At 73.0% G+C, this 20,448-nt stretch carries 18 protein-coding genes (1 of these 18 running past the window's edge); 13 read left to right on the plus strand and 5 right to left on the minus strand.

Features of this window, described 5'->3' with window-relative positions:
- The 4 genes in view from OG989_RS26515 to OG989_RS26530 are tightly spaced (at most 22 nt apart) and all read left to right on the plus strand, a layout consistent with a single transcriptional unit that may run on beyond the window.
- Nucleotides 1–2,293, plus strand: partial view of a non-ribosomal peptide synthetase gene (locus OG989_RS26515; protein WP_327028827.1) — the end only. Its footprint begins 7,214 nt before the window's first position; the window shows 2,293 of its 9,507 coding nt (coding positions 7,215–9,507); its start codon lies off the left edge, out of view; its stop codon occupies nucleotides 2,291–2,293.
- Nucleotides 2,290–3,345, plus strand: a complete 1,056-nt coding sequence (locus OG989_RS26520) for a GSCFA domain-containing protein (protein WP_327028828.1) — start codon at nucleotides 2,290–2,292, stop codon at nucleotides 3,343–3,345. The genes OG989_RS26515 and OG989_RS26520 overlap by 4 nt, the downstream gene beginning before the upstream one ends.
- Before the next feature lie 7 nt (nucleotides 3,346–3,352).
- Nucleotides 3,353–4,003, plus strand: coding sequence for a hypothetical protein (locus OG989_RS26525; protein WP_327028829.1), 651 nt, complete (start codon nucleotides 3,353–3,355; stop codon nucleotides 4,001–4,003).
- Nucleotides 4,004–4,025: 22 nt separating this feature from the next.
- The gene (locus OG989_RS26530) at nucleotides 4,026–4,901 is read left to right on the plus strand and encodes a TauD/TfdA dioxygenase family protein (protein ID WP_151455464.1); all 876 of its coding nucleotides are present in this window, start codon (nucleotides 4,026–4,028) and stop codon (nucleotides 4,899–4,901) included.
- A gap of 132 nt (nucleotides 4,902–5,033) precedes the next feature.
- On the opposite strand, the gene OG989_RS26535 is transcribed toward OG989_RS26530, so the two are convergent.
- Complete coding sequence (locus OG989_RS26535) at nucleotides 5,034–6,089, minus strand: FAD-dependent oxidoreductase (RefSeq protein WP_151455465.1); 1,056 nt, start codon at nucleotides 6,087–6,089, stop codon at nucleotides 5,034–5,036.
- A 272-nt stretch (nucleotides 6,090–6,361) separates the two neighbouring features.
- On the opposite strand from OG989_RS26535, the gene OG989_RS26540 reads away from it, so the two are divergent.
- The 8 genes from OG989_RS26540 to OG989_RS26575 all read left to right on the plus strand — a co-directional run bounded on the left by OG989_RS26540 (nucleotide 6,362) and on the right by OG989_RS26575 (nucleotide 15,055).
- The gene (locus OG989_RS26540) at nucleotides 6,362–7,003 is read left to right on the plus strand and encodes a hypothetical protein (RefSeq protein WP_151455466.1); all 642 of its coding nucleotides are present in this window, start codon (nucleotides 6,362–6,364) and stop codon (nucleotides 7,001–7,003) included.
- Nucleotides 7,000–8,019, plus strand: a complete 1,020-nt coding sequence (locus OG989_RS26545) for a hypothetical protein (RefSeq protein WP_151455467.1) — start codon at nucleotides 7,000–7,002, stop codon at nucleotides 8,017–8,019. Before OG989_RS26540 ends, OG989_RS26545 begins: the two co-directional genes overlap by 4 nt.
- Nucleotides 8,016–8,288, plus strand: a complete 273-nt coding sequence (locus OG989_RS26550; protein ID WP_132240601.1) for an acyl carrier protein — start codon at nucleotides 8,016–8,018, stop codon at nucleotides 8,286–8,288. Before OG989_RS26545 ends, OG989_RS26550 begins: the two co-directional genes overlap by 4 nt.
- Before the next feature lie 2 nt (nucleotides 8,289–8,290).
- Nucleotides 8,291–8,542, plus strand: a complete 252-nt coding sequence (locus OG989_RS26555) for an acyl carrier protein (RefSeq protein ID WP_151455468.1) — start codon at nucleotides 8,291–8,293, stop codon at nucleotides 8,540–8,542.
- Nucleotides 8,539–10,092, plus strand: a complete 1,554-nt coding sequence (locus OG989_RS26560; RefSeq protein WP_151455469.1) for a long-chain-fatty-acid--CoA ligase — start codon at nucleotides 8,539–8,541, stop codon at nucleotides 10,090–10,092. The genes OG989_RS26555 and OG989_RS26560 overlap by 4 nt, the downstream gene beginning before the upstream one ends.
- 58 nt (nucleotides 10,093–10,150) lie before the next feature.
- On the plus strand, nucleotides 10,151–11,449 hold the full coding sequence (locus OG989_RS26565; RefSeq protein ID WP_151455470.1) for an SDR family oxidoreductase: 1,299 nt from the start codon (nucleotides 10,151–10,153) through the stop codon (nucleotides 11,447–11,449).
- A gap of 1,043 nt (nucleotides 11,450–12,492) precedes the next feature.
- Complete coding sequence (locus OG989_RS26570; protein ID WP_327028830.1) at nucleotides 12,493–13,644, plus strand: SagB/ThcOx family dehydrogenase; 1,152 nt, start codon at nucleotides 12,493–12,495, stop codon at nucleotides 13,642–13,644.
- Nucleotides 13,645–13,780: 136 nt separating this feature from the next.
- Nucleotides 13,781–15,055 carry an MFS transporter gene (locus OG989_RS26575; RefSeq protein WP_192581455.1) on the plus strand — a complete coding sequence of 425 codons (1,275 nt, stop codon included), beginning with the start codon at nucleotides 13,781–13,783 and terminating at the stop codon, nucleotides 15,053–15,055.
- Nucleotides 15,056–15,129: 74 nt separating this feature from the next.
- Here the strand turns inward: OG989_RS26575 and OG989_RS26580 are convergent, their stop codons facing one another.
- From OG989_RS26580 to OG989_RS26590, 3 genes are all read right to left on the minus strand, one after another.
- Nucleotides 15,130–17,280 carry a cellulase family glycosylhydrolase gene (locus OG989_RS26580; protein WP_327028831.1) on the minus strand — a complete coding sequence of 717 codons (2,151 nt, stop codon included), beginning with the start codon at nucleotides 17,278–17,280 and terminating at the stop codon, nucleotides 15,130–15,132.
- Between the two features lie 179 nt (nucleotides 17,281–17,459).
- Nucleotides 17,460–17,966: a hypothetical protein gene (locus OG989_RS26585; protein WP_151453872.1), complete on the minus strand. Its 507-nt coding sequence runs from the start codon at nucleotides 17,964–17,966 to the stop codon at nucleotides 17,460–17,462.
- A gap of 171 nt (nucleotides 17,967–18,137) precedes the next feature.
- Nucleotides 18,138–18,560 (minus strand): ATP-binding protein, encoded by a 423-nt coding sequence (locus OG989_RS26590; protein WP_151453871.1) that lies wholly within the window; start codon nucleotides 18,558–18,560, stop codon nucleotides 18,138–18,140.
- A 202-nt stretch (nucleotides 18,561–18,762) separates the two neighbouring features.
- Between OG989_RS26590 and OG989_RS26595 the strand changes: the two genes are divergently transcribed.
- Nucleotides 18,763–19,128 (plus strand): STAS domain-containing protein, encoded by a 366-nt coding sequence (locus OG989_RS26595; protein ID WP_151453870.1) that lies wholly within the window; start codon nucleotides 18,763–18,765, stop codon nucleotides 19,126–19,128.
- Here OG989_RS26595 and OG989_RS26600 read toward each other — a convergent pair whose 3' ends face one another.
- On the minus strand, nucleotides 19,129–20,355 hold the full coding sequence (locus OG989_RS26600) for a PP2C family protein-serine/threonine phosphatase (RefSeq protein ID WP_151453869.1): 1,227 nt from the start codon (nucleotides 20,353–20,355) through the stop codon (nucleotides 19,129–19,131).
- Nucleotides 20,356–20,448 lie beyond the last annotated feature (93 nt).

The following is a 20,448-nucleotide window of genomic DNA, read 5'->3' on the forward strand; positions in this document are numbered from 1 at the left end:
CGACCCGGCCGATCCCGAGTCGCTGGGCCGGCTGCTCGACGCGCTGACCGGTGCCGACGCCGGCTCGCCGGCCGCGCCCGGGCACGGCGGTGTCGACTGGCTCCACGCGCTGCCGCTGGCCGTCGACGGGCCGGTCGGCGCGGACGCGCTCGCCCACGCGTACCGGGCCTGCGTCGACACCCCGGCGGCGCTGCTGGCAGCCGTCGCCGCGCTGCCCCGCCGGCCCCGGCTGCGGGCCTGGTGGCTGTCGCAGCAGGCGCAACCCGTGCACGACGACGTACGCCGGCCGGAGCTGGGCCTGCTCGCCGGGGTCTGCGAGGTCGCACCCCAGGAGGGCGACGTCGCGAGCCACTGGGTGGACCTGCCGGGCCCCGATCCGGCCGACTGGGCGCCGGCGCTCGCGGCGCTGCTGGCGGAGGAGACACCACCCCGCCGACTCGCGCTGCGCGGGAGTTACTGGTGGGAGCAGGCGCTGCTGCCGGTCCGCCCGCCGGCCGCGCCGGCCACGCATCCGCTGCCGGCGGTGCCCGCCACGCGCGCGCTGCCGGCCGGACCGGCCGTGTACGTGGTCCTCGGCGGCACCGGCGGCATCGGGCGGAGCATCGCCGCCTGGCTGCTGGAGCAGGGCGACTGCCGGGTGGTCCTGCTGGCGCGGCGCGGGCCGCTGCCGGCCGGGTTGGCGCGCTGGGCCGACCGCGTCGACCTCGTCGAGGGCGACCTGGCCGAGGCCGGACCCGACGAACTGCTGGCCCGGCTCGACGCCCGGACCCGACGGGTCGACGGGGTGGTCCACGCCGCGGGGATCGCGGCCGGCGGGCTGATCGGCCGGCGGGACGCGGCCGCGATGCGGCGGGCCACGGCCGGCAGGGCGTACGGCGCGCTGCTCGTGGAGCGGTTGGTCGCGCGCCACCGGCCGTCGTTCGTCGTCTACTGCTCGTCGATGTCGGCGCAGCTCGGCGGCGTCGGCCAGCTCGACTACGCCGCCACCAACGGACTGCTCGACGGCTTCGCCCGGCACCGGGCGGACGGGGCCGACACCACGCTGCGGATCTCCGTGGGCTGGGACGTCTGGAGCGAGGTGGGCCTGGCCCGGGACGCCCTGCCCACCGACGCCCGGCACCGGGCGCACCTGGCGGTCGGCCTCTCCGTGGACGAGGGGCGCCGGCTCTTCGCGCAGGCCCTGCGGCTGCGGCTGCCGCAGCTGCTCGTCTGCACCACCGCGCTGGACCGGGCGCGGGAGTTCTACGCGCCACTGGCCGGCCCGGCGGACGCGACACCCGCCGTACTGCCCCGGTCGGCCGCCGAGCAGGTCGGCGAGTGGCTCTGCGACTGGCTGGGCGTCGACGCGCTCGACCCGGCCGCGTCCCTCTACGACCTGGGGGCCGACTCGCTGCTGCTGCTGGACCTGATCGACCGGGTCAAGGAGCGCTTCGGCGTCAGCCTCGGCCTGTCCCAGCTGAGCCACCGGGTGAGCCTGGCCGAGGTGCTGGGGCTCCTCGGCGAGCCGGTCCGCGCCGCCGACCCCGCCGACCCCGCCGTGGCGGTGGAGGTCTGGCAGGCGGGCCGGGGGCGTGCGGTGCTCTGCCTGGTCCATCCGGTCGGCGGCGACGTCCAGGCGTACCGGCCGCTGGTGTCGGCGCTCGATCCGGAGCTCACGGTCTGCGTCATCGCCGATCCTGCGCTGGTGAGCCCCGGGCAGCCGGCCTGGTCGCTGGCGGAGCGGGCCGCGCGCTACCACGCCGCGCTACGGGACCGCTTCCCCCGCGACGAGTGGCGCTGGCGGCTCGCCGGGTGGTCGTTCGGCGCCTGGGTGGCGCTCGGGATGGCGGCGGAGGCCGAGGCGGCCGGCCAGCCGGCGGACGAGCTGTACCTGCTCGACCCGCCGCCGCCGGACGCCGCGCCGGCCTTCGAGGCGTACGACGAGGAGCGGCTCGCCGCGCTCTTCGCCCACGAGCTGGGGGCGGCGACCGGCGCGAACACCGCGGCGACGGCGTACGCGAACGCGCTGGCGCGCTGCTGCCGGGCCAACCTGGCGAGCATGGCCCAGCACACCCTGCCCCGGCTGGCGGGGACGCCCGGGCGGCTCTGGCTCGCGGGCCGCCCGACGGCCGGGCTGCCGGCGCTCGGCGCGCCGCAGGAGCAGGCCCGCACGTGGCGGGGGCACCTGACCGGGCTCGCCTGGCACCTCGTCGACACCACCCACTACGGCATCGTCGAGGCGCCGCACGTGGACATGGTGGCCGGGGCCATCAACGAGGCGGAGTTGGCCACCGACCCGAGGGCGGCGCGATGAATCCGTACCAGTCGTTGCCGTCGCGGTCGTTCTGGCGCACCGCCGTGGCCGAGCCGGAGATGCGGGACATCGGCGAGGTGTGGACGCCGAAGTTCGGCCTCGACCCGGACGATCCGGTCCTCACCGCCGGTTCCTGCTTCGCCCGCCACCTCGGTCCCGCCCTGCGCGACGAGGGGATGAACTGGCGTGAGGTCGAGCTGCCCCCGCCGGGGCTGACCGAGGCCGAGCGCCGGGCCCGCCACTACGGCGCGTTCTCCTTCCGCACCGGCACCATCTACACCGCCGCCACCCTGCGGCAGTGGCTGACCTGGGCGCTGACGGACGACCCCGGGCCCGACGAGGTCTGGTGCGAGGGCGACCGGTTCTTCGACCCGTACCGCCCGTCGGTCGAACCCGACGGGTACGACTCGGCGGAGGCGACCCTGGCCGCCCGCCGGTCCACCCTGGCGGCGATGCGGGGGGCGGTCGCCGAGGCGGGCTGTCTCATCTTCACCCTCGGCCTGACCGAGGCCTGGCGCGACGTGCCGACCGGCACCGTCCACCCGGTCTGCCCCGGCACCGTCCGGGGCACCTTCGACGCCGGGCGGCACGTCTTCCACAACTTCACCGTGGCCGAGGTGCACCGGGACCTCGCCGCCGTCGTCGCGCTGCTGCGCGCCGCCAACCCCCGGCTGACCGTCCTGCTGACCGTGTCGCCGGTGCCGCTCACCGCGACGGCGACCGGGGCGCACGCGTTGACCGCCACCACGTACTCCAAGTCGGTGCTGCGGGCCGCGGCGGGCCAGCTGGCCCAGGAGCACGAGCACGTCGACTACTTCCCCTCGTACGAGCTGATCACCAGTTTCCCGTTCCGGGGGGTCTTCTTCGCGCCGAACCTGCGCGCCGTGACGCCGACGGGGGTCGCCTTCGTCATGCGCCACTTCTTCGACGCCCTCGAACGCGACAGGTCGGCGGGTCCGACCGCCACGGCGTCCGACGCTCGCGCCGACGCCGCCGACGGAGGTGACCTCTACTGTGACGACGCCGTCCTCGACCACTACCGCGCCGGCTAGGTTCCTGTTGCTGGGCGACTCGCACGCCGGGCCGATCGCCCGCGCGGCCACGGCGGCCGGGGTGCCCTTCGTCGGCGGGCCGGTCGGCTCGGGGCGCGACTTCAACGTCGGCTTCTTCGACGTCCGCGACGACGGCCTGGTGTTCCGGGACGCCGCCGTGCAGGAACGCCACCGCGGCTTCCTGGCCGAGCTGGGCGTGGCCGACGTCGGGCAGCTCGCCGTCCCGCTGGTCTCGACGTTCGGGCTCAGCGCCCACTTCTTCGCCACCACCGAGAACTGGCGGATCTACCGGGCGGGCGACGGCGCCTTCCCGGCGGGCTTCCTCGCCGGCGGGCTCTTCGACGACATCGTGCGCGCCATGGCCCGCGACGCGCTGGCCTTCTACCGCCACGCCCTCGACCTGGGGCTGCGCGTCCTCGCGGTGCTGCCGCCACAGCGGGTGCCGGGAATGTCCGACCCGCTGGTGTTCATGGCGGCCCAGGAGACGGTCCGCCGCGCGCTCGTCGCGCTCGGCGTGGAGATCGTGGACCTGCGGGCCCGGGTCACCGACGGCGCGGGCCGGCAGCGGGCCGCGTTCTGCGAGCCGGACGACCCGATCCACGGCAACCTCGCCTTCGGCCGGCTGATCGTGGCCGACCTGCTGGCCCGGGGGCTGTGACACCGAACCCAGGAGGGAACGAATGGAAGAGCACGTCCTTGCCGCCGTCGAGCGGGCGACGACCCGCCCGCCGGAGCGCTACGACACCATCACCGTCCGACCGATCTCTCCGGTCATCGGCGCGGAGGTCTCCGGCCTCGACCTCGCCACCGAGCTGTCGGACGGGCAACTGGCCGAGGTCAGGCGCGCCTTCCTCGCCCACCATGTGCTGGTCTTCCGCGACCAGGTGCTCTCCGCCGAGGACCACAAGCGCTTCGCCGGCCTGTTCGGCGAGTTGCGCCGGCAGCCCCTCGCCGACCTCGACGGCGGCGACCCCGCCGTCCTCGAGATCAGCGCCGGCCGGGACTCGCGGTTCGTGGCCGGCGAGGACTGGCACACCGACGGCACCGCCGAGGCCGAGCCGTCGCTGGGCTCGATGCTCTACGTCACCAGGACGCCGGAGATCGGCGTCGGCGGCGACACCCTCTGGGCGAACATGCACCTGGCGTACGAGATGCTCTCCCCGCCGATGCGGGCCTTCCTCGACGGGCTGACCGCGATCCACGACGGCCTGATCCCGTGGCAGGGCCACACCCCGCCGCCGGAGTACGTCGTGCCGAAGAGCGAGCACCCGGTCGTCGTACGCCACCCGGAGACCGGCCGCAAGCTGCTCTTCGTCAACGCCGGCTTCACCTCGCACATCGTGCAGCTCTCCCGCCACGAGAGCCGGGCGCTGCTGGACATGCTCTTCGGCTGGGTCGCTCAGCAGCCGATCCTGAACTGCCGGGTGCGCTGGACGCCGAACACGCTGGTGTTCTGGGACAACCGCTGCACCCAGCACCACGCCGTCTGGGACTACTACCCGCACTCCCGCTACGGCCAGCGGGTGACCATCAACGGCAGCCGGCCGGTGGCGTAGCCGGTCGGGCCGACCCCGCGCTGACTCGGCGGCGGATCCGCTCGCCGGCCGGTGGAGGGCGCGTCGACCGGTGGAGGGCGTCGGCCGGTGGCGGCGCGGCCGGTGGTGGGCGTGGGCCGGTGGTGGCGTCGGTCAGCCGCGCACGATCTGCTCCGTGTAGTCCCAGTCGTCGTCGAGGGCGGCGTCGCGTTCGCCGGTCAGGCCGGTCAGGTCCGCGCCCGCGACGCGGCCGGCGCCCGCGACGCGGTCCCGCAGGATCCGGGCCGTGACCACGGCGGCCCGGGTGCCCTGGGCGGTGACCGGGTCCAGGTGGTAGCCGGCGTCGCCGACCAGGCACCAGCCGGGCCCGCTCATCGGCCGGCGCAGCATGCGCATCCGCCCGGCGCCGCCGATCGAGGTGGTGCGGCGCCCGACGGCGACGGCCGGGCCGAGATACGGGTCGTCGCGCACCATCCGCTCGTACGAGCGCGCCGGGTGCCGGCCGGTCTCGTCGATCAGGCTCTGGTGCAGGTCCACCGCGACGCACCACTGCTTGTCGCCGCAGGGCGTCGAGATGAGGACGCTGCGGTCCTGCAACGAGAAGTAGGAGCGGTCGGTGGGCAGCGGCAGGTTCTCGTAGTAGGCCAGCAGCGCGAACCACGGTGACTCGACCACCCGGTAGGCGTCCGCCCCCACGCGCTCCGCGTTGCGCGACAGCCGGCCGTCCGCCAGCACCAGCAGGTCGCAGGTGACCTCGCTGTCGACGGCACCGTGCCGGACGGTCACGCCGCGCACCCTGCCCGCGTCGACTGTGAGGTCCCGCACCCGGGCCGGGCGCCGCACGGTGACGTTGCCCCGGCCGCGCGCCGCGGCCAGCAGCGCCGGGTCCAGCACCTCGCGGGGCACGCTCATCCGGAACGAGTGGGCGTCCTCGCGCGGGTAGACCCGCTCGACCACGTCCTCGCCGATGCGCTGGGTGTCGCCGTAAGTGCGCGGGGCGCCGCAGGCCAGGACCGTCTCCAGTAGACCGAGCTCGGCCCAGGCGAGGTTGCCGGAGCGGTCCCAGGTGGACTGCTGCGGCCAGAACGCGGTGGGCCGCGAGGCGTCGAGGACGAGGACCCGCTCCGCGTACGGCGCGAGGGCCCAGGCGGTGCACGCTCCGGCGATCCGGCCGCCGACCACGACGACCTCCCAGTGGCCGCTGATCACGCCGGCACCGGCTCGGCGCGGTGGTGCTCCGGCGGGCTCCCGAGGTCGTCACGCGACACGACTCAGTCTCGCATCCGGACCCGACCCGGGGAAGGGAGCAGCCCGGCGAGGCGCGCGGTCCTCGTGGGCGACGAGGCCGGCGTCGCGCGACGGCCCCCGAGGTCGCCGCAACGGCGCACACCGTCGGAGGGATCTTGTTATTACTGGCCGATTACCCAAGACCATTAAATTCACCCAGGTCAGCGGGCTCCCGTCTGGACGTGGGGTGAAATGTGAACAGTCGAACAATCGCGCGCCCGGAGCCCAGGCTCGAGGTCCGGGACCTCGGGTGGCGACAGCTGTGGGCGGGCTCCCGGCTGCTCGCCCAGGCGTACGAGAACGGCGCCATCTGGGCCGCCGCCGGCTCGCTCCCCCGGTGGCAGCGCATGTCCGCGCTGACCGCGCTGTACCTGGCCGAGCTGGTGATCGCCCAGCTGATGAGCTCGGGCATCACCCTCGCCGCGTACCGGGCCGACCGGCTCGACGGGATCCTCGTCCTCTACGGCGACGAGCGCACGACGCCGTGGTGGGGGTGGGCGCTGCGCTCGGTGGCGTGCCTGCTGGCCGGGCCGCGGGCCGTGATGGAGGCGGTGCGGATCTCCAACGCGCTCGACCGGATGCGCCCCAGCAGCCCGCACGTGTGGTTCGCGGTGCTCGGCCGGCGGGTCGACTCCGTCGGCGTCGGCTACGTCCTGATGCGCGCCGGCCAGGCGCGGGCCGAGGCCCTCGGCCTGCCGGGCTACCTGGAGACCTCGGCCGGCCCGGAGCAGGTGCAGATCAACGAGATGCTCGGCTGGACGTCCGTGGACGAGTACGTGCTGAGCACCGGAAGCGTCATCAAGACGATGTGGCGCGACAACCCGGGGCGGTCATGACGGCCCCCGGACTGGCCCGGGGGCTGGACACGCTCTTCGCGGTCCCGCCGGAGCACCGGCTCGGCGACGTCGACCGCGCCTCGGCGAGACAGGTCCTCGGCTGCGACGACCACACGCTCTCCACGTTGCTCGACCGCGGGCTGCCCGCCAGTGGTGACCCGGGCGAGGAGCGTTTCGACTCGCGCGACCTGTTCAACCTGGCGCTGTACTCGGGCACCGGCACGACCGTGCCGGAGCAGGCCTTCGCCTACTCGCTGCGGTGGATGCGCTCGTCGACCGAGGAGCTGCTCGCGCCCCGCGCCTCCCGGTTCGCGCTGCGGATCGCGTGTGCCGCCGACGCGTGCGGCCCGCAGCCGACCAGCACGCTGGCGTTGCCGCGCCCCGAACGCTGCGGCGGCGCGGTGCACGACCTGACGGTCGAACCCGCCGACGGCGGCGCCGGACCGAGCGCCGAGCGCGGCGACACCGTCACCCGTACGGCGTCGCAGCTCGCCGTCACCGCCACCGTCCACACGACGGGCGAGCGGGCCGAGCTGCGCTCCCCGGAGCTGCGGGCGATCGCCGCCGAGTTCGCCGCCATGGACCTGCGCTGGGTCAAGCTGCCCGAGGCCCTGCAGAACGACGTGGACCTGGTGACCACGCACGGCGTGGCGAGCTGCGACTCGGCGAGCCGGTACCTGGCCCAGCTCTGCCACCGGGCCGGCATCCCGGCGGTCACCCGGATCGGCTGGGTCGTCGGCATGCTCGACCTGGTCCACGCCTGGGTCGAGGTCGAGGACGCCGACGGGGCGACCAAGGTCATCGACCCGGTCTTCGCGCTGTTCTCCGCCACCGTGCGCGACACCAACCCGCTGCTGCGCGATCCGGCCGTCGCGCTGCGCACCAACCGGCTCATCCCGACGGGCCTCTCCACGGGACGGGCCGTGGCCGAACACCGGTGCGCCGACGAACCGTCGGCTGCCCGGCTCACCACGAAGATCCTCCCCGCACCGACACGCCCCCAGGAGGGGTCATGAGTACGACCGAGACCGTTCCGGAGTTCCTCACCACGTTCCTGCGCGCCAGATGTCCGGACATCGACTCGGTCGGGCTCGACGACGACCTCGTGGACACGGGCGTCCTGAACTCGATGCACTTCGTCGAGCTGCTCTACCTGATCGAGGCGGAGCTGGGCACGGAGATCTCCCTCGACGAGGTGAGCACGGACGACTTCCGCACCATCTCCCGGATCACGCGACGTTTCTTCACCCCGGGGCAGGGCCCCGGCGCGACACCCAAGGAGTAGCAATGTTGGAGACCCGCGTCCGCGAGGTCGTCGGCTCGGTGTTCGGTGTCGCACCGGACGAGCTGCCCGAGCGCCTGGACCCGGACACCGTCCCGGGCTGGACCTCGCTGCGCCAGATCCAGCTCATGATGGCGCTCGAGAACGCGTTCGGCATCGAGATCGACCCGAACCTGCTGCCGGCCCTCGCGTCCGGCCCGGCGATCGTGCAGTACCTCGAGGAGACGCTGGCGGTCCCGGACGGGACGGCCCGATGACGGCGTACCACCCGCAGTTGCGCACGGTGCACGACGTCGTCGCCTTCCACGCCGGGCAGCGGCCCGACCATCCGGCGGTGCACTGCGAGGACCGTACGGTCAGCTACGCGCAGCTGCACCGGTCGAGCAACCGGACGGCGCACGCCCTGCGGCGCGCCGGGGTCACGGCCGGGCACCGCGTCGCCTACCTGGGCAAGGAGTCCGAGCACTACTACGACGTCCTGTTCGCCTGTGCCAAGACCGGCACCGTGCTGGTCCCCATCAACTGGCGGCTGCGCGCCGGCGAGATCCGGCACATCATGCGCGACTCCGGCAGCACGGTCCTCTTCTGCGACGAGGATCTCCTGGACACCGTCGACGCGCTGCGGCCGGACCTGCCCGAGCTGCGCGAGGTCGTGTCGCTGGCCGGCTTCACCGGTTGGCAGGCCGACGAGGACGCCGACCTGGACCCGTCCTGGACCGAGGAGCAACCCCTGGCCCAGGTGTACACCAGCGGCACGACCGGCAACCCCAAGGGTGTCGTGCTGGCCCACCGCAGCTTCTTCGCGGTGCGGGACGCGCTCGCCTCCGAGGGCCTGGACTGGATCGACTGGCGGCCGGACGACGTGAGCCTGATCGGCATCCCGGGGTTTCACATCGGTGGACTCTGGTGGTCGATCCAGGGGTTCAGCGCCGGCATCACCAACGTGTCGGTCCGGGTGTTCGCCGGGCACGAGGCGGTCCGCCTCATCCGCCGCCACGGCGTCACCACGGCGTGTGTCGTGCCGGCCCAGTTGCAGATGATGCTCGCGCCGCCCCGGCCGAAGCGGGAGGACTTCGTCTCGCTGCGGAAGATCGTCTACGGCGGGTCGCCGATCTCCGAGGCGTTGCTCGGCCGCAGCATCGAGATGTTCGACTGCGAGTTCGCGCAGATCTACGGCCTGTCCGAGAGCGGCAACACCGCCGTCTGCCTGCCGCCGTCGGAGCACGTCGTCGGCGGGCCGCGCATGCAGGCGGCCGGCCGGCCGTACCCGGGCTTCGCCGTGAAGATCATCGATGGTACGGGCCGCGTGCTGCCGCCGTTCGAGGTCGGCGAGATCTGCCTGTCGACCCCGGCGCGGATGATCGAGTACCGGGGCCTGCCCGAAGCCACCGCCGCGACCCTGGTCGACGGCTGGCTGCACACCGGCGACGCTGGCTACCTCGACGACGAGGGCTTCCTCTTCGTACGCGACCGGATCAAGGACACGATCATCGTGGCCGGCGAGAACGTCTACCCGGCGGAGATCGAGAACGCGGTCTGCGCGTACCCGGGGGTGGTCGAGGCCGCCGCCGTCGCCGTGCCGCACGAGCACTGGGGCGAGGTCGTGCACTGCTTCGTGGTGACCCACCCCGACCAGCCCGCGACCGCCCGCGATCTCACCCCGTTCCTGCGGGGGCGGATCGCCGACTTCAAGATCCCGGCGAGCTTCGAGTTCGTCGACCAGTTGCCCCGCAACCCCAGCGGAAAACTCCTCCGGCGGGAGCTGCGCGAGAGGTTCTGGCAGCACCTCGACCGGCGCGTGGCCTGACAGCCGACGCGGTCCCCGTCCGGCCCCCAACACCCACCCTTCGTGCAAAGGCGGATCGATGCACATTTTCCTGCGCCACAACAGCGACCGGATCGCGCTGTCGACAGGCAGCCCCAACCGGATCTCGCTCGGCTACTCGGAGGACCCGCGAGCGGTAGCGGGCCGTCTTCCCCGACGCGGCGCCGACGAGCCGAAGAACGTGCTCCTGCTGGGCGCGAACGGATACGTCGGCATGCACATGCTGCGTGAGCTCCTCGGCGACGCCCGGGTGGCGACGGTCTACGCCCTGGTGCGCCGCAAGGGCGACAAGTCCGGCGAGGACCGCATCGCCCGGCAGCTGCGCAAGTACAAGATGGAGCTGCCCGACACCGGGAAGCTGTCGGTCCTGGAGGGCAGCTACCTGGAGCCGGCGATGGGGCTCGACCCCGCCGCCCACCACGAGCTGCTCACCGAGGTCGACGTGGTCATCGACGCCGCGGGGGCGACGACCCACGACTACCCCTACGCCCGGTACCGCGAGGAGAAGGTCCTGCCGACGCTCCGGCTCGCGGAGTTCTGCCTGCAGGAGCGGTTCAAGACGCTGCACGTCATCGGCTCGGTCGGCAGCGAGGTCTACCAGCAGCGGCGCGACTTCTACCGCAACAGCTTCTTCTACACCGGCTACAGCAGGATGAAGTGGGTCGTCAAGCACCTCAGCCTGCGGGCGAACCGTGACGGCGTGCCCATCCACATCTACCAGGCGCCGTTCGCGTTGGGCGGCGCGCCCACCGGGTTCAAGGACCCCGGCATGGAGTACTCGTTCTGGAACATGATCTCGCACATGCTCCAGCTGGGCCTGATCTGGGACTCGGAGGTCACCAGCCCGATCGTCGCCGGCGACGTGCTGGCCCGGTCGGTCGTGGACAACGCGTTGTCGGAAACGCCGCGGCCGATCAGCTACCCGGTGACTCCGGCGACCACCCGCGAGATCGCCGAGCGGTTCGACCTGAAGCTGGTGTCGTGGCAGGAGTTCCGGCGCGAACTGATGCGGCAGCACCGGTTCCGGCCCAGTCAGATCGACTGGTCGAAGCCGATCACCAGCATCAAGCGCGGCCGGCAGCAGTCCAAGTTCGTACGCTCGCTGTTCCCGCGGTCGTTCCACACGCTGCTGAGCAACATCCACCACGCCGCCGCCAACCCGACGGCCGTACGGCTCGACACCGACCTGCCGCCGATCGACGTCCTGGTCAACAACGCCAGGCGGATCCGCAAGCTCGGCAGGTACCTGCCCGAGGAGGCGGTGGCTCCCGTCGCCGTTGCCGCGCCGGTTCCCCCTCCGGCCCCCGCCGCCGAGCCGGTGGCCGTCGGGGCCGTCTGACCCTCCTCTCCTCGCGCGACAGCGACGCCGGCCGACCTGGTACCCGTGCCAGGTCGGCCGGCGTCGGCGCGTCGGCGGGCTGGCGGGCCGGCTAATCGGCCGCCCCTGAGGCTTTGACGCATCCGAATGCGTTGACCGGCCGCAGAGTCGCGGGCAGGAATGCCTGGAGACCAATGGCCAAGGCCCGCCGAGGCGATACACCAGCACGCGCACGAATTCCCCACCCGCGACCCATCGGGAGGGAATTCCTCACCGCCCGACGACATTGCCTGTCCGGGGACACCCGATTAGCCCCAACGCCGCTGAGGAGCACCGGACCACCCGTCTGCGCGGTGGCGCGCCGAACCCGGCCAAGGGCCGGCCACCACCACCCGGGACGCCCGGCGAGCGCTCGCCAGCGGGTGCGGGGTCGGCCGATACAAGGGCTCCACCTGCGCGAACGCCCGCGCCGAGCCGCTGGCCGGCACGCCAGCTCCCGGCACCCTGACCGCCGACTCAGCCGCCCCGTCGTGGCGGCGACCAGGCACCCGGCGCCCCGGCCGTCGCCGGCCCTGGCGGTCGCCTCGCATCTCCATTGACTCTCGCTGTAAGACGGCCCGAGAAAGACCGCCGACCCCTTGGCAGGGGGTCGACGCATTCGCTACCTTCTCTATTGCCGCAAGCGGGAACGGATGAGGGGAGTTGTCATGACGGCGTACCGCTCGGGAAATGTCTCCGAATTTCTCTTTCGGGGTCCCGAACGCTCGCCGCAGTCGACTTTCCCGCCTCGTCCGCCCGACCGATCCGCATCCTGACTGCGTATCCGCGGCACCCAGGTTCCCCCGAACGCCCGTCCCGGATGCAGCGGGGACGGTCCCGTCCAGGGGTGCACCGAGCCCATCGCGCCGGAGAGGAGGTACAAGCCATGGCCTTCGACATCGTGATCGTCGAGACGAACGAAGTTGTGCTGAACCACGGCGCCGTCTGACGCGCCCGGTGCCGGACCCGCGTGCGGGTCCGGCACCACTCCGTCCGTCGTGCTTCGTCGTGGAAAGGGCACCGGAATGCGGGTACGTCGCCGCGACCAGCTCGTCTGCCGCTGGGACAGCGATGCGCTGATGGTCGCCCTGCCCGGTCAACGCCGGTGGTTGCGGGTCACCCCCGACCTGCTGAGCCTGTTGCAGCGGCTCGACGACTTCACCGACGTCGACGAGGTCGCCGCCCAGTTCGGGGGCGAGGCCGCCGACGCCGCCGTCCAGGCGGTCCACAAGCTCCGCGAGGCCGGCATCCTCGTCGCCGACACCGACGACGCCTGCACCCCGCCCGTCTGGCAGCACTGGGGGCCGATCGCGTCGCGCATGCACACCGAGGCCCGCGACGCCAACTACCTCGTGGATTCGCCGCAACGCGACGCCACCGCCGCGCAGATCGCCGCCGACGGCGCACCTCCGGCGCCGTTCAAGCGGTACCCGGACGCCCCGGCCGTGCACCTTCCCCGACGCGCCCTGCCGCTGCGTACGCCCGTGGAGGAGGTCTTCGCCGCCCGGCGCACCCACCGCGCGTTCGCCGGCACCCCGGTCGGCATCGACGCGCTCGCCACCGTCCTGTCCTGCACGTTCGCGCCCCAGCGATTCCTCGACGGCGGCGCGTTCGGCCCGCAGCAGGGACGCATCAGCGCCTCCGCCGGTGGCCGGCACGAGGTCGAGTGCTACGTGGCCGTTTACGACGTCACCGGCGTCCCGGCCGGCCTCTACCACTACGCGCCCGAGGTGCACCGCCTCGAACTCCTCGACGCCACCGTCGACCGCGAGCGCATCGCCGCCCTGGCGTACGAGCAGGAACCCTCCTACCAGGGGGCCTTCACCTGCCTCACCACCACCGTCGCCGCCCGCCTGTCCTGGAAGTACCGCCACCCCCGGGCCTACCGGCTGTGGATGTTCGACGCCGGCCACTACGGTCAGACCTTCGCGCTGACCTGCACGGCGCTCGGCCTGGCGCCGTTCCAGACCGTGGCGTTCCACGACAGCGGCGTCGAGGCGATGCTCGGCGTGGATGCCGACCACGAGTTCGCCACCTACCTGCTCTCCGCCGGCAATCCCGCACCCGACGACGGCACCGGTCCCACCGGGCCGGGGTATCCACCGCCGTTCCGCCTGGCCGCCAGCTCCCACCGGTCACCGGCCGACCCCGCCGCCGGCCCGGAGCAGCTCGGATGAGCCCGACCGGCCGCACCGGCGTCCCCATCGTGGCGCCCGGCACCGGCAGCCGCGGGGCCCCGCCCGGCCACGCAGCCGGCCCGGCGTCCGTCGTCGGCGTGCCGGCCACCGGCCACCGCCGGGCGCGCCGCACGCCATGAGCGCGCCCACCAGCCCCGCCACCGCCGCCGCGCAGAAGCTGAGTCAGCACCCGCGGTTCCTGCGGGTATGGGCCAGCCAGTCCGCCGGGGCCGTCGCCGACCAGATCCTGCCGGTCGCGTTCGCGCTGTACGCCGTACAGCGCGGGGCCGGTGCCGGCACCATCGCCGTCATCCTCGCCGGCCGGGCGATCGCCCTGGTGGTCTGCCTGCTCGCCGGGGGTATCCTCGCCGACCGCGTCTCCCGGCCCCGGATCCTGTTCACCGCCGATCTGATGCGCACCGCCATCGTCCTCGGCACGCTGCTCGCCCTCGACGACCTGCCCCTGGCCGCGCTCGGCATCGTCACCGCGCTCTCCGGCGTGGCCGAGTCCCTGTCCCGGCCGGCCATGCGGTCGTTGATCCCGGCGCTGCTCCCCGCCGGCCTGCTGGAGCGCGGCAACGCCCTGATGTCCGCCGTGCAGCGCTCCGCGACCCTCCTCGGGGCGCTCGCCGGCGCCGCGATCGTGACCGCCATCGGCATCCACGCCGCGCTGGGCCTGGCGGCCCTGCTGTTCGCGACCGGCGCCCTCGCGGTGCTGGGCGTACGCGACGTCGCCGCCGGTGACCGGCCCCGGACCAGCGTCCTTGCCGACGCCGCGGCCGGCATCGCCACCGTCCGGCGCCGTCCCTGGGTCGCCGCCGTCATGGCTGCCGTCGCGGTCCAACTCTTCGCCGGCACCGCGCCCAGCCTGACGCTGCTCCCGCTGATCGCCGCGGACCGCCTCGGCGGCGAACTCGCCTACGGGCTCGTCCTCGCCGCTGCCGCCGCCGGCGCTCTCCCGGCCATCGCGCTGGCCGGCCGGTGGCGGCCCCGGCGGCCCGGCACGGTCAGCATGCTCGCCCTCACCACCTACGCCGCCCTGCCCGCCAGCCTCGCCTTCGCCCTGCCGCTACCGGTCACGGCGCTCTGCTTCGCCCTCGGCGGATTCGTCGTGGAGATCTACTTCATCTCCTGGCTCTCCGCCCTGCAACGCGAGATCCCCGCCGAGGTACTGGGCAAGACCCTTGCCCTGGATCAGCTCAGCGCGTTCGCCCTGCTGCCGGTCGGGTACGCCCTCACCGGGCCGGCGGTCGCGGCGTTCGGGATCCAGCCCACCCTCGTCGCGGCGGCCGCCCTGACCGCCGCGGCCAGCGCCGTCACGCTGCTGGTCCCCGGCGTCAGCACCTTCAGCGACCCCGCCCGGGCCCACGCCGCCGGTGCGCCGGCGGGCGGCGCGGACCGCAGCGGATGATCCCTTCGGGTACGCGGAACGGGCCGTGACCGCCTGGCGGCCACGGCCCGCTGCGCGTGGAGACCGCTGCCGGGTCAGCCCACCCGGGCCGCGGCGGCGGTGACGCCCGTGACGCCGCTGCCCGACTTCGTGACGTGGTAGGTGACGGTCGTGCCGCTCCAGAAGTGGAACGTCAGGGTCACCCGGGCGCCGTCGTTGACCTCCGCGAAGAAGGCCTCGGTCAGCGTGATGCGGTTGCCGGCGTAGTCGGGGGCGAAGGCCACGTCGAACTCCTTGAACGGCGTCCAGTTGTGCGGGCCGGCGTTGCTGCCGTCGGCGTACTTCGCCTCCATGGTGGCGAGCTGGTCACCCCGGAACTGGGTCGGCACGGCGAACGAGGTGGTGCTCCCGGTCGCGTTCGACAGCACCGGCGGGTCGTACGTGATCACGTTGATCCGCCACGGGACCCCGGCGGAGAACCGCGCGTGCAGGGTGGCGTTCACGCCGTACGCCCGGCTGCCGACCAGCCTGGTCAGCGCGCTCGCGGTGAGCGTGAGCTGGCTGCCCGACACGGTGTAGTCGGTGCCCTGCGCCAGGGCGGTGCTGCCCTGGTACAGCCCCTGGAAGGTGGTGCCGTTCAGGTTCAGCGCGAGCGTTTTGGCAGTGATCGAGCCGGTACGCGGCACGTACACCTGGTCGGCGTAGGCCGTGCCGGAGCGGGTGGTCCAGCTCGACTTGATCTGCGCGAACAGCTCCGCGTCCTTCCACTGGAACGTGAGCCGGTTGAAGTGCTGCCCGTTGTCCCAGAGCTGGGTGGTGATCTTCCTGGTCTTCGCGTACCAGCCGAGGAACTCGAAGAACTTCAGCTTCTCGCCCTGCTGGATGGTGCCGGTGTGCCGGTCGAAGCCGAGCAGGCCGTACTCGCCGATCACCACCGGGATGCCCTTGGCGACGAAGGCGTTGTGCACCCGGTCGAAGGCGTCGGTCAGGTCCTTCTGGGTGGTGGCGTCGAACCGGGTGCCCCCGGCGACGTTCACGCTGAACGGCCAGTAGCCGTAGAAGTGCACGGTGGCGATCAGGTTGCGGTCGCCCAGCTGGGTGAAGGTGCTGGTCAGCTCGTCGATGCGGGCCTGGTCCGACGAGGTGTGCAGGGTGGGCAGGACGAGCATCCGGGTGGCGTTGTTGCCGCCGGAGGCCCGCACGATCCGGTGGAAGGACGTGTTCAGCTCGTGCAGCAGCTGGGCGTTCTGGGGGTCGCCGGAGCTGTTGGCGAACTGCGGCTCGTTGACGCTCTCGAAGTGCAGCTTCGGCGAGGCGTCCCGGAACGCGGCCGCGATCTGGGTCCACAGCGCGTTGTAGCGGTTGAGGACGGTGGTCCGGTCGGTCGGCATCGCGTTGATCCACTGCCACGAGTCGTGGTGGATGTTGATCATTACGTAGAAGCCGTCATCCAGGGCCCAGCCGACGACCTCCTTGATCCGGTTGAGCCACGCCGCGTCGATCGTGTACGCCGGCGCGGCCCCGTGGTGGTTGCTCCAGGTGACCGGGATCCGGATGCTGTTGAAGCCCTGCGCCCGGACGGCGTCCAGCTGCGCCTGGGTGACCCGCGGGTTGCCCCAGGCCGTCTCGTCGCTGCCGACCGCGTCGAAGGTGTTGCCGAGGTTCCAGCCGGGCTGCATCGCGGCCACGTAGGCCATCGGGTCACCGGTCGGCGGCGGGGTGGTGGGTGGCGGGGTGGTGGGTGGCGGGGTCGTCGGCGGGGCGGTGGTCGGCGGGGCGGAGGTGGGGCCGACGCCGCCGGTGCAGGTGACGCCGTTGAGGGCGAACGACGTGGGGGCGGTGTTCGCGCCCGACCAGGAGCCGTTGAAGCCGAAGGACACCGTGGCGTTGGTGCCGATGGCGGCGTTGTAGCCGACGTCGGTGGCGGTGACGTTGGCGCCGGCGGCGGTGACGTTGGCGCCGGCGGCGGTGACGTTGGCGTTCCACGCCGAGGTCACCTGCTGCCCGGAGGGGAACGTCCAGGTCAACCGCCAACCGTTGATCGGGTCACCGAGGTTGGTCACGGCCACGTTCGCGGTGAAGCCGCCGGGCCACTGGTTGGCCGAGTACGCCACCCGGCAGCCGGCCGCCGCGTGCGCGCTCACCGCGAACGTCAGGCCGAGGCTCACCAACAGCAGGGTGAGGGCGCCGGTGAACAGGCTCAGCCGCCATCGGGTTCTTCTCGTCGTGCCTCGCATCTCGGCCATGACGCTCCTCGCCTGGGGTGCCGCTGGGACGGGCTCGCGGCAGGCGCCACCACGAACGCGGCCGCACCCGATCGCGAACCGCAGATTAAGTTTGGATTCCAAACTTTGTCAATCGGCGTACCTCTATCTGGGCAAGGAGGCGCGGGACGGCCGGAGGTCCGACCGCCCCGCGCCGCGCCTCACTGGTTGCGGCGGTACACCTCGATGTACGCCGCGGAGCGGTACTGCTGCTTCACGTCCTCGGCCAACACACCGATCCACAGCGGGCCGGTGCCGGTCTTCGAGCTGACCCTGGTGTGCGCCGGGTCCAGGGCGCCGGTGGGCAGGAACGCCGGCTGCTCCACCACCGCGGAGTGGTACGCGTCCGTGCCCCCCAGCCACCAGACCAGCACGTCCCTGGCCGCGACGTTGCGCGCGTTGTCGATCCGCCCGAGTGTCTGGTACTCGTCGGCCAGCACCTGCGGCAGGAAGTCGCCCCAGACGGTGTACCTGTGCGTCCCGAAGGTGCCCAGCGAGTAGCCGTGGCAGAAGAACCTCTGGTCACCGGTGACGGTGGGCGCCGCCCGCCACGCCTCCACGCGGGTGCCGAGATCGGTGCGTACGGAGAGGTTCATCCCGCTGACGTTGTTCGCCAGCGCGGGCTGGAGGAGGATCTGGTCGCCACTGGTCAGGTCGAACGGCTGCATGGGACTCCTCGGCACATGTGCGACGGATGTGAGCAGGGTTCGACCCTCGACCATCCGGTCACGCACGGCAAGCATGAGGTCACCAACCCGACCGGGGACGGGACGATCCGCGCGTGCCGGTCGGCGATGTCCCGGACGATCCGGCGGGCCGTGGCCGGCCGTCGACGGCGGTCAGGCGACCGGCGACGTCCGTACGCCGGTGAGGTGTTTGGTGACGCGTAGCAGCACCTGGTCCGATGGCCCGGCGACGAAGGCGGCCGTGTCGGCCAGCGCGGTGATCAGGGGCAGTCCGCGACCGCCGACGGTGAGCGGGGCGGGCAGTGCGGCGTCGAGCCCGGCGCCGTCGGGGATGCTGCCGCGGTTGCCGACCTCGAGCAGGCAGACGTCGTCGTCGATCACGATGGTGATGTCGACGCTGCTGTCGGCGTCCGCGTGCAGCACCGCGTTGGTGCACGCCTCGGTGATCAGCACGGCGAGGTGACCACGGGAGTCCTCGGCGGTGTCGGTGAGGCTCAGCAGGGTGGCGAGTACGTGCCGGGCGCGGGTCACCGAGGACGGTCGACGCGGGAGTGAGAACGTCGTGGTTACGCGCATCGCGCCGTTCCTCCTCCCCGCTGGGTGACCGCGCCGGACTACTGTGCCACAACTCGGGGCGGGACGCTTCCGCGGTGATCAGCACTACCCGGAGTTGCCGCGGTCAAACGGCCGGGCGTGTCGGCGCGACGCACGCCGGCCGGCGGCGGTCCGCACCCGGCAGCATAGGGTGAGCGGGGATCATCGGCGTGGGGAGGCTGTCATGGCACTGCTGTTGTCGGTCCGGCCGGGCCGTGGTTGCACCGTGCTCGAGGTGCGCGGCGAGCTGGACCTGGCGACGTCCCCGCAGTTGCGTGAGGGTCTGCAACGGTTGGTCGACGCCGGTGACCGCCAGGTGGTGGTGGACCTGGCCGAGGTGGGGTTCATGGACTCCAGCGGGCTGGGCGCGCTGGTGGTGATGTTCAAGGCGTTGCGTGACGCCGGCGGTCGGCTCTGCCTCGCCGCGGTGCAGCCCGCCGTGCGGAGCGTCCTGACGGTCACGTCGGTGGACCGCGTGATCGACATCTACGACAGCGTGCAGGCGGCCGAGGCCGATCTGCCGTCCGGGCACGACGCGACGGGCCGGTAGTCAGTCGGGCAGCGCGCCGCTGGCACGTGCCTGGTCGGCGCCGGCGCTGGTGCTCCGGTCCTCGCTGTGCCCGCCGTGCCAGTCGAGGATGAACAGCGTGGCATCGTCGGCCAGAGTCGGCCCGCTGACCTCGAGCACGGCATCCGCCAACGCCCGGGCGGCCTCGCGCGGATGCAGCCCGGCGATCGACCGCAAGTGGGCCGGAAGGTCCAGGCTGGCGGCGTTGCGCTCCCGCATCCCGTCGGTGATCACCACCAGACGGTCGCCCGGTCGCAGCGTGACCTCGCCTGCGCCGTAACTGGCTTCGGCGAACATGCCGAGGGGGAAGTTGGCCGGTAGCGACAGCGCCCGGGTGTCCCCGTCGCGCACCAGCAGCGGCGGCACGTGCCCGGCGTTGAGCAGCGCGCACACCCCCGCGCGCAGGTCCAGACGGCCGAGGACCGCCGTGACGTAACTGCCGGGCACGCTGGCGTGAGCGGCCACGTCGGCGTTCGCAGCGTCGGCCTGCTCCACCAGGCCAGCCCCGCGGCGGCGGCTGTTGCGCAGGCTGCCCACGCCCAGCGTGGCCGTCAGCGCACTGGCCACCCCGTGGCCCATCGCGTCGGTGACGCTGAAGTGCAGCACGTCGCGGGCGAGGCTGTAGTCGAAGGTGTCCCCGCCGATGCTGGCGGCGGGTTCGAGCCAGCCGGACAGGGTGAACGCGCTGGCCTCACACGTGAACGAGGCGGGCAGCAGGCGGCGCTGGATCTCCCCGGAGAGAGTGAACGGGGTCGTCCGTTGCCCCCACTCGAACAGGTCGGTGTACCGCCGGTTGGCGATCACCACGAACGCCAACACGTGCGCCGTGCGGGCGATCTCCTCCAGTGTTCGCGCATCGGGCTCGTCCGGCAGGACCATCTCGAGCAGGCCCATCGCCTCGCCGCGCTCGGTCACGGGCGCCAACACCGTCCACCCGTCCGGCTGCGCGAGAACCTGCACCGCCTGGGTGCGCAGCGCCTGCTCGGCGGGGCCACCGTCGAACGGCATCACCGTGGCGGCCTCGTCGCCGTCCCGGCGTCCCGCACCGGCGCCGTCGAGCGGCACGTGGGCCAACCGGACCAGCGCCCGGCCGCTGAGGTCCGCGATGAGGAACGCGATCGTACGTGCCCCCAGCGCCGCGCCGAGCCCTCGCGTGACCGCCTCCACCGCCTCGACCGGCGAGGCGTTCTCCGCAGCATCCAACAACATCTGAACCACGATCCGCCCTCGACTGCTCTCCACTGTCGGAGCCTACCGACCCGGCCGGTGAGCACCGAGTACGGCGATCCTCCCCCGCGACGA

Origin of the sequence: Micromonospora sp. NBC_01740 (genome assembly GCF_035920365.1) — a bacterium.
Taxonomy (GTDB): Bacteria; Actinomycetota; Actinomycetes; order Mycobacteriales; family Micromonosporaceae; genus Micromonospora; species Micromonospora reichwaldensis.

Excerpts from the sequence above, each read along its gene's own strand:
- OG989_RS26520 (WP_327028828.1), top strand. The coding sequence starts at position 2,290 with ATGAATCCGTACCAGTCGTTGCCGTCGCGGTCGTTCTGGCGCACCGCC.
- OG989_RS26530 (WP_151455464.1), top strand. The coding sequence starts at position 4,026 with ATGGAAGAGCACGTCCTTGCCGCCGTCGAGCGGGCGACGACCCGCCCG.
- OG989_RS26545 (WP_151455467.1), top strand. The coding sequence starts at position 7,000 with ATGACGGCCCCCGGACTGGCCCGGGGGCTGGACACGCTCTTCGCGGTC.
- OG989_RS26550 (WP_132240601.1), top strand. The coding sequence starts at position 8,016 with ATGAGTACGACCGAGACCGTTCCGGAGTTCCTCACCACGTTCCTGCGC.
- OG989_RS26555 (WP_151455468.1), top strand. The coding sequence starts at position 8,291 with ATGTTGGAGACCCGCGTCCGCGAGGTCGTCGGCTCGGTGTTCGGTGTC.
- OG989_RS26560 (WP_151455469.1), top strand. The coding sequence starts at position 8,539 with ATGACGGCGTACCACCCGCAGTTGCGCACGGTGCACGACGTCGTCGCC.
- OG989_RS26565 (WP_151455470.1), top strand. The coding sequence starts at position 10,151 with ATGCACATTTTCCTGCGCCACAACAGCGACCGGATCGCGCTGTCGACA.
- OG989_RS26570 (WP_327028830.1), top strand. The coding sequence starts at position 12,493 with ATGCGGGTACGTCGCCGCGACCAGCTCGTCTGCCGCTGGGACAGCGAT.
- OG989_RS26575 (WP_192581455.1), top strand. The coding sequence starts at position 13,781 with ATGAGCGCGCCCACCAGCCCCGCCACCGCCGCCGCGCAGAAGCTGAGT.
- OG989_RS26580 (WP_327028831.1), bottom strand. The coding sequence starts at position 17,280 with ATGGCCGAGATGCGAGGCACGACGAGAAGAACCCGATGGCGGCTGAGC.
- OG989_RS26585 (WP_151453872.1), bottom strand. The coding sequence starts at position 17,966 with ATGCAGCCGTTCGACCTGACCAGTGGCGACCAGATCCTCCTCCAGCCC.
- OG989_RS26590 (WP_151453871.1), bottom strand. The coding sequence starts at position 18,560 with ATGCGCGTAACCACGACGTTCTCACTCCCGCGTCGACCGTCCTCGGTG.
- OG989_RS26595 (WP_151453870.1), top strand. The coding sequence starts at position 18,763 with ATGGCACTGCTGTTGTCGGTCCGGCCGGGCCGTGGTTGCACCGTGCTC.
- OG989_RS26600 (WP_151453869.1), bottom strand. The coding sequence starts at position 20,355 with ATGTTGTTGGATGCTGCGGAGAACGCCTCGCCGGTCGAGGCGGTGGAG.